The organism is Amycolatopsis acidiphila, from assembly GCF_021391495.1.
GTDB lineage: Bacteria > Actinomycetota > Actinomycetes > Mycobacteriales > Pseudonocardiaceae > Amycolatopsis_E > Amycolatopsis_E acidiphila.
This window is the reverse complement of sequence record NZ_CP090063.1, coordinates 7,893,607-7,906,837: the sequence shown is the minus strand read 5'-3', so window position 1 is coordinate 7,906,837 and position 13,231 is coordinate 7,893,607. Positions and strand designations below refer to the sequence as shown.

The window sequence follows — 13,231 nt, the reverse complement described above, 5'->3', positions numbered from 1 at the left end:
GTACGGAGGCCATCGTTACCGCACTGACCTCGCGCCCCGCGGTGCTGATCCGGGTGCTGTTCGCCGTGCTCGTCGTGGTCTCCCTGGTCCTGGGCTACGCCGGACTGGCCGAGTACCTGGCCACCAGCACCCAGTTCGCGCACCGGCCGGTCGACCTCCTCTACTACGACCTGCAGCTCTTCGTGATCAACTCCGGCCCGGTGTCCAACGGCGGCCCCTACCCGTGGCCGCTGGAGATCAGCCGGTTCCTGACCCCGGCGGTCACCGGTTACGCCGTGGTCGAGGCCGCGCGGCTGCTGTTCGCGACCGAGATCGCGCGCCTGCGGGCGCGCCGGCGCGCCCGGCACATCATCGTCTGCGGAAGCTCGGTCGCGGCCCGCACGCTGGCCACCCACCTGGAGGCGCAGCACCCGGTCGTGCGCGTCGACTCCGCCCGCAGCCCGGCCACGCTCGTCGCCGCCGGGCTCGCCCGCGCCGACCGGCTCTACGCGCTCGCCGACGAAACCCCCGCGAACATCGCGACCGTCCTCGCGGCGAGCCAGGTCGAACGCCGCGCGCACGCCTCGCTGGAGGTGTATGCGCACGTCGCGGACCCCGAACTGGGCGACGCGCTGCGCGACCGCGGCTGGAAGAACGAGCTGGAGGTCGATTTCTTCTCCCTCGACGGGGTGGCCGCCAAGCAGGTGCTCGCGGCCGTCGAGCCCGACGGCGAACGCCTTGTCGTGATCGGGCTCAGCGCGTTCGGCCGCGCCCTGCTGCTCGAGCTGGCGCGCCGGGCCGGCCGGGGCATCGTGGACGTGATCGTCGCCGACCCCGACGGGGAGCCGGTGGTGGCCGAACTGCGTGCCCGGCACCCGTTCTTCGCCGCCGCCTGCCGGGTCGCCGTGGTGCCTGTCTACATCCCGGAACCAGGTGTGCATCTGGTGTTCGTCTGCCACGATGACGAGGAGCGCGCGCTCCGGGACGGCCTCACCGCGGCGGCCACCGTCGACGCCACCCGGGGCACGGTGATCGTGCGGATGGCACAGCTGGCCGGCGTCGGTGAGATGATTGTGCAGCACGGTCACGAGGACCGGCTCCGATTCGTGGGAGTGCTGGATATGGCGAGCGTGTACCTGTCCGAGCGGATCACCGACTCGCTGGCGCGGGCCGTGCACCGGCGCTACCTGCGGGACCAGCGGGCGCTGGGCCAGGACGTGGCCGACAACCCGTCGCTGGTCGACTGGGACGAGCTGCCGGACACGCTGCGTGACGCCAATCGTGCCTCAGCGGGCGACATCGAACGCAAACTGGCGATGGTCGGCTGCCGGATGGTGCCCAGCCTCGAGGAGGTGCCGTTCGCCTTCGAGCCCGAGGAGGTGGAGCGGCTGGCGGTCGCCGAGCACGAGCGCTGGACGGCCGAGCGGAAGGCCGACGGCTGGCGCCTCGGCGCGCGGCGGGACAACGCCCGCAAGCTGCATCCGGACCTGCGGCCGTGGCAGGAGCTCGGCGAGGCGGAACGGCAGAAGGACCGCAACGTGGTGCTCGCGCTGCCGGAGATACTGGCCGACGCCGGCTACCGCATCGTACGGCGCGCGCCGCGGGTTCAGCGCAACCGGTAGAGCCAGGTCCGCCAGAGGATCGCGGTGGGCACGCCGCAGGTCAGCACCGCCCCGAAGATGATCAGGAAGGCCGTCTGCACCTGCGCGCCCGCGACCATGATGAACAGGCCCGCGATGACCGAGCAGAGGGCACCGATCATCGCGAACACTACGCTCGGAACCCGCATGGGCCGCAGCTCGGAGAGTCGCTGGGCCAGGCGCGGGTTCTCCTCGGCCAGCTGCCGCTCTATCTCGGTCAGCCGCCGCTGCTCTTCCCCGTGAAGTGCCATGCCGCACCGCCTTCGACTTCCATTATGATCCCGCCTCCAGCGGTTGTCATCGCGCCGATCTGTGTGAACTTTTTTCGGTGCTCGGACGGTCGCTCACGGTGAGTTAGGTAACATGGTTACCCGTTAATACTCTTGCGGGAACAAGAAGCGAGGGGACGGCGCTTCACCTGCAGGAAGGGACCGCCGGGCCGGCACCTCGACGGGTGACGGGGCGGCGGGCGCGAACCGCTCGCGCAGAGGTGCGCGGGCGGGTGAGGGAGGTAATGGCATGAGCGTCAGCCAGAAAGAGCTGGAGACCACGCCGATCTTCGCCGAGCTGACCGCGGAGTTCGACCTCGACCGCCTGCTGGGCGAGTCTCCGGAACCGGACAAAGGTGCAGATCAGGGCGAGTAACCCACAGCTTCGTCGCCGCGCCGATGATCGTGCCAAGCTGGGCCCATGACCGATGCGATGCGGGCCGAGACGATCACGATCACCGGCGACGGCGGTGACGAGATCGAGGCCTATCTGGCCAGGCCGTTGGACGAGAAGCCGCACGGCAGCGTGGTGGTCATCCACCACATGCCGGGATACGACGCCGCCACTAAGGAAATCGTGCGCAAGTTCGCCGCGCACGGCTACAACGCGCTCTGCCCCAACCTCTACTCGCGAGAGGCGCCGGGGGCCGACCCCGACGACGCCGCCGCGGCCGTGCGCGCCGCGGGCGGGGTGCCGGACGACCGCCTGGTGGGCGATGTCGACGGTGCCGCCAAGTACCTGAAGGCGCTCGACACCGCGAACGGGAAGATCGGCGTCATCGGCTACTGCTCGGGTGGCCGCCAGACCTTCCTCGCCGCGTGCAGCCTGGAGATCGATGCGGCCGTCGACTGCTACGGCGCGTTCGTCGTCAACGACCCGCCGGCCCAGATGCCCGCGAGCATGAAGCCGATCCTGGGCCTGGCGTCGCAGCTGTCGTGCCCGCTGCTGGGCCTGTTCGGCGCCGACGACCAGTACCCGGCCCCGGACGAGACCGCGAAGCTCGACGCCGAGCTGGACCGGCTGGGCAAGGACCACGAGTTCCACACCTACGACGGCGCCGGCCACGCGTTCTTCGCCGTCGACCGGCCGACCTACCGCCCGGAGGCGGCGGTGGCGGGCTGGCAGCGGGTGTTCGACTTCTTCGGCAAGAACCTCGCGGCATAAGGGAAAGACATGTGCACTTACCAGACTGAGAAGATCGAGGTCACCGGCAGCGGGAAGTCCGCGAAGGGCTGGTTCTCGCTGTCACACGCGACCGTCTACGTCGACCACCCTGTGCACGCGCCCTTCGCGCACACGGTGAACATCGACTTCATCAACCCCGGCGAGGGTCCGTCCGCGCGGGTTCCGGTCGAGCTGACGGAAGAGGCGGCGCGTGAGCTCGCCGACGCCATCCTGCGCGCCCTCGACGCGGCGCCCGCCGGTCTCGCGTCGGTCAACCAGGCCTGAGCGGCCGATGGGAGGCACCGGGCGCGGTGCCTCCCATCACACTCAGCCCCCGTAGAACGCCGGCCGGTCCTTCAGCCGCACGGACACCACCCGCCCGGAGTGCAGGGCCTCCGTGGTCGTGTCGCTGAGCACGGCGGTGGCGTACCCGTCCCACGCGCTCGGCCCGGCCGCCGTGCCGTCGCGGACGGACGCGACCCATTCGACGAACTCGAGGTCGAACGCCGCGGCGAAGCGTGGTTTCCAGTCCTGCAACACGTTCGTGCGCAGGTGTGACGCCGTCCGGACCCACACGTCCGCCGGGTCCGGCAGCCGCACGACGCCGGTCTCGCCGACCGTTTCGCACTGGATGTCGTAGCCGTACCGGCAGTTCACGAACACCTCGAGGTCTACGCGCACGCCGCTGGCGGTCTCGAACAGCATGAGCTGCGGGTCCTGCAGGTGCTCGAACCTGCGGCTCGTCCGCCGCGGCTTGATCACCTGTGCGGACACGATGTCCTCGCCCAGCAGCCAGCGGATGATGTCGAGCTCGTGCACCGCGGTGTCCTGCACGGCCATGTCCGAGTGGTAGGTCTCGGGCACCGTCGCGTTCCGGTGCACGCAGTGCATGACCAGCGGGGCGCCGATCTCGCCGCTTTCGATGACCTGCTTCATCGCGCGGTAGCCCGCGTCGTACCGGCGCATGAAGCCGACCTGCACGAGCCTCCGGCCGAAGGCCTGCTCCGCTTCGACGATCCGCAGGCAGTCCTCGGCCTTGGTGGCCAACGGTTTCTCGCAGAACACCGGCTTGCCGGCCGCGATCGCGCCCAGCACGTACTCCGCGTGCGTCGGGCCCCACGAGGTGACCACCACGGCGTCGACGAGCGGGTCGTCGATCACGTCGTGCCCGTTCGCCAGCGCCCGTGCGCCGACGCCGGCGGCGACCTGCCGCGCGCGGTCCGCGTCGAGGTCGGCCATCGCGACCACCTCGGCTCCGGTCACCACGTCGGTGATCCGGCGGATGTGGTCCTGGCCGATCATGCCGGTGCCGATCACTCCGATGTGGACAGTCATGCGCGCGCTCCCGGCCGGTTCGAACCGGCGAGCCCGCAGTGGTTCAGGTACTCCCGGGTGCGCACGGCGATGGGCAGCGGGACGTCGGGCGCGCAGGGGTAGAGGTCCTGCTCGACGATCACGAAGATCTCCGCGTCCAGCCGGGACAGCTCGTCGACGATCTCCGCGGGGTTCGGCACCCCGGCCGGCGGTTCGACGCAGACGCCGCGCTTGACGGCCTCGCCGAAGCTCAGGTTCTCGTCGTGCACCTGGTCGAGGATCACCGGGTCCATCTGCTTGATGTGCACGTAGCCGATGCGCTCGGCGTAGCGGCGGATCAGCTCGGCGTTGTCGCCGCGGCCGTAGGCGACGTGCCCGGTGTCCAGGCACAGGTTCGCGTACCGCGCGTCGCTCTCGTCGAGGTAGCGCTCGATCTCGGCCTGGGTCTGGATGTGGCTGTCGGCGTGCGGGTGCAGGCACAACCGCACGTCGTACTCCTCCAGCAGGATCTTGCCGAGCTCGCTCGCGCGGCGGCCGAACGACGCCCACTGCTCGGCGGTGAGCTCGGGCGACTCGGTGAACTCGCCGGTCTTCTCGTCGCGGTACATCGGCGGGATGTACACGAGGTGGTGCGCGCCCGCGGCCGCGGTCAGCGCCGCGACCCGGCGCGTGTTCGCGGCCATCTCGTCCCACAGCTCCGGCCGGTGCAGCGCGCCGAACGTGGTGCCACCGGACACCTGCAGCCCGCGCGCGCCGACCTCCTCGGCGAGCCGCTGCGGGTCCGTCGGCAGGTAGCCGAACGGGCCCAGCTCGAGCCACCGGTACCCGGCCCCGGCCAGTTCGTCGAGGAAACGGGTGTAGGGGACCTGCTGGTCGTCCTCGGGAAACCAGACGCCCCACGAGTCCGGCGCGGTGCCGAGGCAGAGGTTGCCGATGACGGTGCGCGTCGTTGCGGTGGTCATGCTGCTCCTACAGGTAGTGCCGCTGGCTCTGCTTGGCCGCCGAGTAGTCCTCGTAGGCCTTCCGGGTGGAGTCGAGTTCGGAGACCTGGCTGACGGGCACGTCCCACCACGCCGAGCCGGGCGGGTTCGGGCCGGCCGGATCGGTCTCGACGTGCACGACGGTCGTGCGGTCGTTCGTCTTGGCCTGTGCGATCGCCGTGCGGAACTCGTCCACTGTGGACGCCCGCAGCACTGTCGCGCCCAGGCTTTCGGCGTTCGCGGCGAGGTCCACGGGCAGCACATCGCCGTCCAGCAGGCCGGACTCCTTCCCGCGGAACCGGTACGAGGTACCGAACCGTTGCGAGCCGAGGGATTCCGAGAGCGAGCCGATCGAGGCGAACCCGTGGTTCTGCACGAGCACGACGATCACCTTGAGCCCCTCGGCCACCAAGGTGACCAGCTCCTGCGACATCATCAGGTACGAGCCGTCACCGACGAGCACGACGACCTCACGATCGGGCGCGGCGAGTTTCGTGCCGACCCCGGCGGCCACCTCGTAGCCCATGCAGGAGTACCCGTATTCGACGTGGTAGGCCTTGGGATCCCTTGCCCGCCAAAGCATCTGCAGGTCGCCGGGCATCGAGCCGGCGGCGTTGAGCACCACGTCGCGGTCGTCGAGCGCGGCGTTGAGCGCGCCCAGGATCTCGGTCTGCGCGGGCAGCGGGCCGTGGCCCAGGGTGAAGCACGCGTCGACCTTGCGCTGCCAGTCGTCGGCGAGGGCCCGGGTGCGCGCCCGGTACGCGTCCTCGACCTGCCAGCCGCCGAGCGCTTCGTGCAACGCCCTGATACCGAGCTTCGCGTCGGCGAGCAACATCTCGGCCGAGTGCTTCGCCGCGTCGAGGCGCGCCACGTTGAGGTTCACAAAGGTGACGCCGCGGCCGAAGACCGTGTGGCTCGCGGTGGTGAAGTCGCTGTAGCGGGTGCCGATGCCCAGGACCACGTCGGCGTCCGCGGCGAGGGCGTTGGCGGCCGAGGTGCCGGTCGAGCCGAGGCCGCCCACGGCACACGGGTGGTCCCACTGCACCGCGCCCTTGCCGGCGTGGGTGTCGGCGACCGGAATGCCCGTGGCGTCGGCGAACGCGCGCAGTTCGGGCCACGCCTCGGCGTACACGACCCCACCACCGGCGACGATCAACGGCGACTTCGCGCCCCGCAGCAGCTCGACCACACGCTCCAGCGCGGCCTCCTCCGGCGCCGGCCGCCCAACGTGCCACACCCGGCGCCGGAAGAACTCCTCCGGCCAGTCGAACGCCTCCGCCTGCACGTCCTGCGGCAGGCACAGCGTCACCGCGCCGGTTTCGACGGGATCGGTCAGTACGCGCATCGCGGCCAGCGCCGCCGGGATCAGCTGCTCCGGGCGCGAGATGCGGTCGAAGTACTTCGACACCGGCCGGAACGCGTCGTTGACCGACACGTCACCGGCGCGGGTGTCCTCGAGTTGCTGGAGCACCGGATCCGCCACGCGGGTGGCGAACATGTCGCTCGGCAGCAGCAGCACGGGCAGTCTGTTCGTGGTCGCCAGCGCGGCGCCGGTGATCATGTTCGTCGAGCCGGGACCGGTGGACGCCGTGCACGCGAAGGTCTGCAGCCGGTTGCGCATCTTCGCGAACGCCGCCGCCGCGTGCACCTGGCCCTGCTCGTTGCGCGCCAGGTGGTACGGCATCTCGGCGGTGCTCTGCAGCAGCGCCTGGCCGAGCCCGGCGACGTTGCCGTGCCCGAAGATGCCCCAGGTGGCCGGGATCAGGCGTTGCTCGACGCCGTCGCGTTCGGAGTACTGGTCGGCCAGGAACCGTACGAGCGCCTGCGCCGTGGTGAGCCTCATGACTTCCTCCCGAACGGCAGGCGCGGGTCGACCTCCTGGGACTCCCAGGTCCGGCGCACCCAGCCGTGGGCCGGGTCGTCGCAGATCAGCCAGGCCCGCTCCTGGCCGGGACCGGCCATCACGTTGAGGTAGTAGAGGTCGTAGCCGGGCGCGGCCATCGACGGCCCGTGCCAGCCGTGCGGGATCAGCACGACGTCCCCGGTGTGGACCTCGGCCAGGACGTCGATCGGCCGGTCCGCCGTGCCGTACACGCGCTGGTAGCCCATGCCGCCGTCGGCGACCTCGAAGTAGTAGATCTCCTCCAGCACGCTCTCGCCCTCGCGCGGCTCGTCGTGCTTGTGCGGCGGGTAGGAGGACCAGTTGCCGCCGGGCGTGAGCACCTCGCAGACGAGCAACTGGTCGGCGTCGAACGTCTGGGGCAGGCAGTAGTTGTTGACCTGACGGCTGCAGTTGCCGGCACCGCGCAGCTCCGACGGCACGTTCTCGGCCGGGCCGTAGCGCGCGGGAAGCGTTTTCTCCGTCTTGGCCGCGGGCAGGGCGAACCGGCCGCGACCGGTGATGGTGACCTCGGTATCCCTTGGCCCATAAGCGAAATCCGTGACCGCGTCGAACACGCCGGTGCGTCCGGCCAGTTCGAAGCTTTCGCCGTCCACCTGGACCGCGCAGCTACCGGACAGCGGCAGTACGAGCATCTCGAACTCGCCGGTCGTCACGGTTTCCGCGCCGTCCAGCTCCAGCACCCGGAGGCCGGAGTAGCCCCAGCCCGCGGACTCTGGCGTGACGACGACGTCGAACGGTCCTTCGGCGGTGCTGCCCGCCTCGCGATACAACTTCATAGCAACCCCACTGCCGTGTCGACTGCCTTGGCCACATCCGCGTCATGCGGGTACAGCAACGACCGTCCCACCACCAGCCCCTGCACGGTCGGCAGCGAAAGCGCTTTCTGCCAGGCGGCGAATGCCACTTCGGCGTCCTTCACCTCGCCGCCCAGCAGCACCGCGGGCAGCGTGGAGGAGGCGAGCACTCGCTCCATCTCCGCGACCACGGGCAGTTTCAGCCAGGTGTAGGCGGAGGTGCGGCCGAGACCGGAGGCGATCGTGATGGACCGGATCACGGCCTCGGGCGTCAGGTCGTTCGTGATCCGCCCGCCGGTCCAGCGGGACAGGAAGGGCTCGATCATCGCGATCAAGCGTCGATCGGCCAGTTCGTTCACCGCGTGCGCGGTGTCGGTGAGCGCGCCGGGCGTGTGCGGGTCGTCGAGTGCGATCCGGGTGACCATCTTGCCGCCGTCGAAGCGCATCCGCGCCAGCGATTCCGCGTCGTAGCAGGCGAACCGGTCGTCGATCTCGAACGCCGAGCCGGCCAGGCCCGTCCGGTTCATCGACCCGAGCACCGTCTTGCCTTCGAGCGCGCCGAGCAGCAGCAGGTCTTCGAGGATGTCCGCGGTGGCCAGTACTCCGGTGACCCCGGGCCGCGCCAGCGCGACGCACAACCGGTCCAGCAGCTCGCCGCGGTCGGCCATCGCGAGCGGATCGGCGCCGACGGCGTTCGCACCGCGGGCCGGGTGGTCGGCAGCGATGATCATCATCCGGCCGTGGCCGCCGAACAGCGACGGCGCCCTGGCGCGGGTGGCCGCCGCGGCCGCGATCAACTCCGGGTTGCGCACCCGTACGTCGACGATCGCCCGCACCTTGTCAGACACTCCCGACCTCTTCGAGCTTCGCCAGGACCTGTGCTTCGGTGGGCATGGCGTCCGAGCACGCGAGCCGGCCCGCCACATACGACCCCGCGGCGTTGGCGAAGCGCATGATCCGTGCGACGTCCCAGCCGGCGAGCAGCCCGTGACACAGCGCGCCACCGAAGGCGTCGCCTGCGCCCAGACCGTTGACCACCTCGACCGGCACCGGCGGCACCTCCACCGTGCCGGCGTCGTCCACCGCGAGCACGCCCTTGGGCCCCTGCTTCACGACGGCGAGCGAGATTCCCCTGTCTCGCAAAGCTTTCGCCGCTTCGCTGGGCTCGCGCGTGGCGACCGCGGTGTCGCACTCGTCGAGGTTCCCGACGGCGACGGTCACGTGATCGAGCGCTTTGCCGATCCATTCCCTGGCCTGCTCGCGGGACTTCCAGAACATCGGCCGGTAGTCCAGGTCCAGCACGGTGATGCCGCGGCGGCCACGGGCTTCCAGCGCAGCCAGCGTCGTCGAACGGCTGGGCTCCTCGGACAGGCCGGTGCCGGTGACCCAGAAGATCTTCGCGCTGCGCACCGCGTCCAGGTCGACGTCGCCGGGGTGCAGATCCAGGTCCGGCGCCTGCGGGAAACGGTAGAAGTACAGCGGAAAGTCGTCCGGCGGGAAGATCTCGCAGAACGTGACGGGCGTTGGCAGGTGCTCGCTGGTGCCGACGAACCGGTCGTCCACGCCGTAGCCCCGCAGCGCGCGGTGGATGAACCGGCCGAACGGGTCCGCGCCGGTTTTCGTGATCACCGCCGAGTTCTGCCCGTAGCGCGCGGCCGCGACGGCCACGTTCGTGGCGGTGCCGCCCAGGTACTTGCCGAACGAGGTCACGTCCTCCAGGCCGACGCCGGTCTGCAGCGGGTAGATGTCCACCCCGATCCGGCCCATGGTGACGAGGTCGAAGCTCACCCCGGCACACCTCCTCGTGCTGGCGCCGGTAGCGCGCGCTACTAGCGCGCTCTAGTACGAGCACTATGCGGCGCGGCGCAGGGGGCTGTCAATACCCCTCAGGCAGGCAGGAGCGCGGATTCGGGCCGGGGCGGCGGGGTGGTGTCGGCACCGGAACCGGGGCCGAGCTGGGTCCAGAGGACGACCTCGCTGCCCTGCTCAGCACCCGCGGGCGCGATGGGCGCCTGCGCGACGACGATGCCGGGGGCCGGCTCGGCCTCGCCCTCGGGCCCGCGCGGCACCAGCCCGGCGCGGCGGACGATGTCGCAGGCGTCCTCGGCGCCCAACCCCACCACGTCGGGTACCTCGGTCACCGGACGATGTCCGCGCATACGTCGATTTTAGATGGCCGGGGCGCCGGGTAGCCGGAAACGGACGACGATCGAGGAGGAAGCCATGGTCCAGCCGACGCCCCCACCCGAACCGCAGCCGCCGCAACCACCCGAGCCACCGGCGCCACCCCCGCCGCCCGAGCCACCGGCGCCCCCTGTCCCGCCGCCGCCGAACAGGTAGGCGTCAGGCGGTCCAGGTCTGGCTTCAGCTGTAGTGCGCGACGCGGGCTAGTCGGAACCCAGAACGCCTCGTGTCCGCGTGACCTCGATCCGCAGGGGCACCGGGAATTTCTCGCTGAACTTCTCCACGCTGCCGTCGAAGTGCAGGGCGTCCCCTGGGCCGGTCGACGACATGCTTGAGCCGGTTCGCCGCGACCGCGTTGTCGGTCAGGATCGAGTTGTCGTCTTCGAGCAGGAACCCGACCAGGTTCGCGGGGTGCCGTTCTCTAGCGCGCCGCTCCCATTTGCCGAGCTCGTGGTCGAGTGGCACTGACAGCGTCCCGTCGTTCGTCGCGCTCGAGGTCGATCTGACAGCGCCGAGGTCGCGCTGATCGGAGAGCTGACACCTGCCTCGCGAGGCAGCACACTGAGGGTCGCACCGTGATCAGCTTCTCGGAGTCAGGAGCCTTGGCATGCGCGCTCACTTGCTCGTTCTCGCCACGCTCGTGCTCGCACTCACGGCCTGCGAGTCCGTCACCGCGGCGCCCTTGATCCAAGGCAGGTCCAGCCCTCCTCCGGGCACGATCATCAGCGTCGAGGGATACGGCACCGCCCGGTCGAATCCCTTCCCCCTGGACGGCTCATACGATGTCGACTGGACACTGCCGGCCGAAGGTGCGCACGCCTGCCGGCCTGATGACTGCTACTTCTCCATCGACCTCATGACAACCGGTCGCGACCCTTTCTCGAATGTGACAGTCGTAGAGCGATACCGCCCCGGAGCCGACGTGGCGCCTGGCTGGCAGCGCGGAAACTACTTCCTCTACGTCTACGCCTCGGACGGTGTCCATTGGAGCGTGACCATCCGCGACACCTAGCAGGTCGCCGCACTGTCTTGGGCGGATGTGGGTCGAGGTGAAGGATCTAGGACGCGATCTGCCGGCTGTGATCGGCGAGGTCGTTGTGGAGGCGACAGCTCTTAGCATGTGCTAGCGCAATTGGTGGCGGCGCGTTGCGGGTGGAGTGACGACCGGGTATGGGCGTTGACCGCGTTCACGGGGGGCTGTCAGAACGGCGGTTGACGAGGTCGCGGCTACTGACCATGGGTGGGAGAGCTTTCGCCGGTTGCGACGAGAGGCGTGGGCGGTCCTGCACGGCCGTCCGCTGCTGCCGTCGAGGAGCACGCCAGCGGTGTTTCCTCGTGCGGTGCGGCTGATCGGCGAAGCAGAAGGCCGGTACCACGCTGACGGATCGCTCCGAGCAGTGCACGTGCCGAAGTCGCTCGATTCGCAAGCCGATCAAGAGTGGTAGCCGGCGGGCCGGTGGCCGAAGCGGAGCGGCAGGCCGAGCGGCCTGCGGCGCGCTCTGAGCAGGGCTAGAAGTGGGCCGCCTGGGGCTCGAACCCAGAACCTACGGAGTAGATGACTGTGCCACTGGTCGTCTGCCGTCGCTTGTCGGCGGTACCCATGGGCTGCCCGGATAGCGAACGCAAACGCTCGCTGAATCTGGCAGCTTCTCGGTGTCTGTCATCGTTTTGCGGGGAAAAAGCGGGGAGATGATCTTGCTGCAACGTGCGTTGGTGGACTCAGCTCGACGCTGCCATGAGCAGGTGCAGGACACCAACCTTCATCGCAGCAGGTACCAGCGCCACGTACTTCTCGATGATCTTCTTCATCCGCTTGGCCGCCTTCCTCGCTAGCTTGTGGAGGTCGAGGTTGGAAGCGACGTTCAGGATCAACAGGAGAGCGAGCAGCGTCGAGACCCAGCTGATCGCCGGGCTCAACCCACCAACAAGGGCACTCTAGCCCGTGGGTGAGGCAATAACGATGCCCAATTCTGCGTATTCAGCTTGGGAACCGGCTTGATCATGCAGGATGGTGCCTCTGACCTGCGGTCGAGTCTTCCTCGGGGTGGCCGCCGTTGACCGGCCTTAATGGCACGCTAATGGCACACGCACCCGACCGTCTTCTTCCCAACCTTTCCCCTGCTGAGGTGATTTCCTCGCGGCGCGGGTTCATCCCTGCCGGGCCGGGTGGTGCCGGTCAAGGGTCTGCCGGAGGCCGCGAAGCGCCCTTGGCCGGTGCCGCCCGGTCTGGCTGCCCTCGGGCGCGCCGTGAGGAGATCGCCGGGATGGCTCTACCCAGCTCCTTGACCGGCGTCAGGGTCCGTGTCGGAGCGTCGTTTGTCCTCTTCATCGAACCGCAATTGGCTCCCGAACCCAGCTGCCTGATACCCCAAGTTTTCGACGATCCAAGTGCTTACCGCGACGGCTGAGCGTTCGAAGCCGTTCGCGACTCTCACCAAGTCGTCCAGGTGCACGGCCCGAACGTCCATCTCGTAACGCGAATTGCGACTCCGCATCAGCCGGTGCCCCGGGGTGAGACCTGTCACCCAGACGTCGTGAACGAAACGGTTCCGCTCGCTCGCCAGCGACCTGACCTCGCTGATCAACTGCAGCAACCGGCCGCGACCCTCAGAACCGGTCTCACGATTCGACTTGACCAGGGCATCGCACTCGCCAAGGAGCCAGCTCGTCATCGATCCACCCGCTGTGACGGCCGCATATGCGCTACCAACAAGCGCACAGTACAGGTCTCGTAGCACGTAGTCGATTTTCGATGCACCGCGTACGACGGCGCCCAGCGCCATCAACATGCGCGCATCGTCGGCGAAGGATGGCCACCCCACGAGCGTCACCGGTGGCGCTTCCACCGTGATCGGCCACGCTGGTGGTTCGCTCGACTCTGAGTCGTCGGTCATGAGAGGACGCTAGCTGCAACCGCGGCCGCCGGCCGGAGCGGAGCGGCAGGCCGAGTGGCCGTGCGGCGCGCTTGCGCGCCGCTCTTGATCCCATAGAGCCAAGTTCGGC

Annotated in this window: 16 protein-coding genes; 6 read left to right on the top strand and 10 right to left on the bottom strand. The window is 69.4% G+C overall.

Annotated features, from left to right (window positions below; all coding sequences use genetic code 11):
- Positions 1–41 precede the first annotated feature (41 nt).
- The gene (locus LWP59_RS38855) at positions 42–1,601 is read left to right on the top strand and encodes a RyR domain-containing protein (RefSeq protein ID WP_144636710.1); all 1,560 of its coding nucleotides are present in this window, start codon (positions 42–44) and stop codon (positions 1,599–1,601) included.
- Here LWP59_RS38855 and LWP59_RS38850 read toward each other — a convergent pair.
- Positions 1,586–1,870, bottom strand: coding sequence for a DUF3040 domain-containing protein (locus tag LWP59_RS38850; RefSeq protein WP_144636708.1), 285 nt, complete (start codon positions 1,868–1,870; stop codon positions 1,586–1,588). The two genes, LWP59_RS38855 and LWP59_RS38850, sit on opposite strands and share 16 nt — an antisense overlap.
- 268 nt (positions 1,871–2,138) lie before the next feature.
- On the opposite strand from LWP59_RS38850, the gene LWP59_RS40570 reads away from it, so the two are divergent.
- Genes LWP59_RS40570 through LWP59_RS38840 form a run of 3 tightly spaced genes read left to right on the top strand, consistent with a single transcriptional unit; the run spans position 2,139 to position 3,338 of the window.
- The gene (locus LWP59_RS40570) at positions 2,139–2,264 is read left to right on the top strand and encodes a hypothetical protein (protein ID WP_267903751.1); all 126 of its coding nucleotides are present in this window, start codon (positions 2,139–2,141) and stop codon (positions 2,262–2,264) included.
- 45 nt (positions 2,265–2,309) lie between these two features.
- Positions 2,310–3,053 carry a dienelactone hydrolase family protein gene (locus LWP59_RS38845; protein WP_144636706.1) on the top strand — a complete coding sequence of 248 codons (744 nt, stop codon included), beginning with the start codon at positions 2,310–2,312 and terminating at the stop codon, positions 3,051–3,053.
- Positions 3,054–3,062: 9 nt separating this feature from the next.
- Positions 3,063–3,338, top strand: a complete 276-nt coding sequence (locus LWP59_RS38840; RefSeq protein ID WP_144636704.1) for a DUF6295 family protein — start codon at positions 3,063–3,065, stop codon at positions 3,336–3,338.
- Between the two features lie 42 nt (positions 3,339–3,380).
- Here LWP59_RS38840 and LWP59_RS38835 read toward each other — a convergent pair whose 3' ends face one another.
- From LWP59_RS38835 to LWP59_RS38805, 7 genes are all read right to left on the bottom strand, one after another.
- The gene (locus LWP59_RS38835; RefSeq protein WP_144636702.1) at positions 3,381–4,388 is read right to left on the bottom strand and encodes a Gfo/Idh/MocA family oxidoreductase; all 1,008 of its coding nucleotides are present in this window, start codon (positions 4,386–4,388) and stop codon (positions 3,381–3,383) included.
- A complete protein-coding gene (locus LWP59_RS38830) occupies positions 4,385–5,329 on the bottom strand; it encodes a TIM barrel protein (protein WP_144636700.1) in 945 nt (314 codons plus the stop codon). Before LWP59_RS38830 ends, LWP59_RS38835 begins: the two co-directional genes overlap by 4 nt.
- Positions 5,330–5,336: 7 nt before the next feature.
- Positions 5,337–7,190 (bottom strand): 3D-(3,5/4)-trihydroxycyclohexane-1,2-dione acylhydrolase (decyclizing), encoded by a 1,854-nt coding sequence (gene iolD / locus LWP59_RS38825; RefSeq protein WP_144636698.1) that lies wholly within the window; start codon positions 7,188–7,190, stop codon positions 5,337–5,339.
- A complete protein-coding gene (gene iolB, locus LWP59_RS38820; RefSeq protein WP_144636696.1) occupies positions 7,187–8,026 on the bottom strand; it encodes a 5-deoxy-glucuronate isomerase in 840 nt (279 codons plus the stop codon). Before iolB ends, iolD begins: the two co-directional genes overlap by 4 nt.
- Complete coding sequence (locus LWP59_RS38815; protein ID WP_144636694.1) at positions 8,023–8,892, bottom strand: Cgl0159 family (beta/alpha)8-fold protein; 870 nt, start codon at positions 8,890–8,892, stop codon at positions 8,023–8,025. The genes iolB and LWP59_RS38815 overlap by 4 nt, the downstream gene beginning before the upstream one ends.
- Positions 8,885–9,832 (bottom strand): 5-dehydro-2-deoxygluconokinase, encoded by a 948-nt coding sequence (gene iolC, locus LWP59_RS38810; protein WP_267903750.1) that lies wholly within the window; start codon positions 9,830–9,832, stop codon positions 8,885–8,887. The genes LWP59_RS38815 and iolC overlap by 8 nt, the downstream gene beginning before the upstream one ends.
- 98 nt (positions 9,833–9,930) lie before the next feature.
- Positions 9,931–10,203 (bottom strand): PASTA domain-containing protein, encoded by a 273-nt coding sequence (locus LWP59_RS38805; protein WP_144636692.1) that lies wholly within the window; start codon positions 10,201–10,203, stop codon positions 9,931–9,933.
- A gap of 259 nt (positions 10,204–10,462) precedes the next feature.
- On the opposite strand from LWP59_RS38805, the gene LWP59_RS38800 reads away from it, so the two are divergent.
- Both LWP59_RS38800 and LWP59_RS38795 read left to right on the top strand, forming a co-directional pair.
- Positions 10,463–10,696: a hypothetical protein gene (locus tag LWP59_RS38800; protein ID WP_144643602.1), complete on the top strand. Its 234-nt coding sequence runs from the start codon at positions 10,463–10,465 to the stop codon at positions 10,694–10,696.
- 139 nt (positions 10,697–10,835) lie between these two features.
- Positions 10,836–11,240, top strand: a complete 405-nt coding sequence (locus LWP59_RS38795; RefSeq protein ID WP_144643601.1) for a hypothetical protein — start codon at positions 10,836–10,838, stop codon at positions 11,238–11,240.
- A gap of 707 nt (positions 11,241–11,947) precedes the next feature.
- Here the strand turns inward: LWP59_RS38795 and LWP59_RS38790 are convergent.
- Positions 11,948–12,145 (bottom strand): hypothetical protein, encoded by a 198-nt coding sequence (locus tag LWP59_RS38790; RefSeq protein ID WP_144643600.1) that lies wholly within the window; start codon positions 12,143–12,145, stop codon positions 11,948–11,950.
- 353 nt (positions 12,146–12,498) lie between these two features.
- A complete protein-coding gene (locus LWP59_RS38785) occupies positions 12,499–13,122 on the bottom strand; it encodes a hypothetical protein (RefSeq protein WP_144643599.1) in 624 nt (207 codons plus the stop codon).
- Positions 13,123–13,231: the final 109 nt, after the last annotated feature.

Coding starts and splice junctions, on each gene's coding strand:
- LWP59_RS38850 (WP_144636708.1), bottom strand. CDS start 1,870: ATGGCACTTCACGGGGAAGAGCAGCGGCGGCTGACCGAGATAGAGCGG.
- LWP59_RS40570 (WP_267903751.1), top strand. CDS start 2,139: ATGAGCGTCAGCCAGAAAGAGCTGGAGACCACGCCGATCTTCGCCGAG.
- LWP59_RS38845 (WP_144636706.1), top strand. CDS start 2,310: ATGACCGATGCGATGCGGGCCGAGACGATCACGATCACCGGCGACGGC.
- LWP59_RS38840 (WP_144636704.1), top strand. CDS start 3,063: ATGTGCACTTACCAGACTGAGAAGATCGAGGTCACCGGCAGCGGGAAG.
- LWP59_RS38835 (WP_144636702.1), bottom strand. CDS start 4,388: ATGACTGTCCACATCGGAGTGATCGGCACCGGCATGATCGGCCAGGAC.
- LWP59_RS38830 (WP_144636700.1), bottom strand. CDS start 5,329: ATGACCACCGCAACGACGCGCACCGTCATCGGCAACCTCTGCCTCGGC.
- iolD (WP_144636698.1), bottom strand. CDS start 7,190: ATGAGGCTCACCACGGCGCAGGCGCTCGTACGGTTCCTGGCCGACCAG.
- iolB (WP_144636696.1), bottom strand. CDS start 8,026: ATGAAGTTGTATCGCGAGGCGGGCAGCACCGCCGAAGGACCGTTCGAC.
- LWP59_RS38805 (WP_144636692.1), bottom strand. CDS start 10,203: ATGCGCGGACATCGTCCGGTGACCGAGGTACCCGACGTGGTGGGGTTG.
- LWP59_RS38795 (WP_144643601.1), top strand. CDS start 10,836: ATGCGCGCTCACTTGCTCGTTCTCGCCACGCTCGTGCTCGCACTCACG.
- LWP59_RS38785 (WP_144643599.1), bottom strand. CDS start 13,122: ATGACCGACGACTCAGAGTCGAGCGAACCACCAGCGTGGCCGATCACG.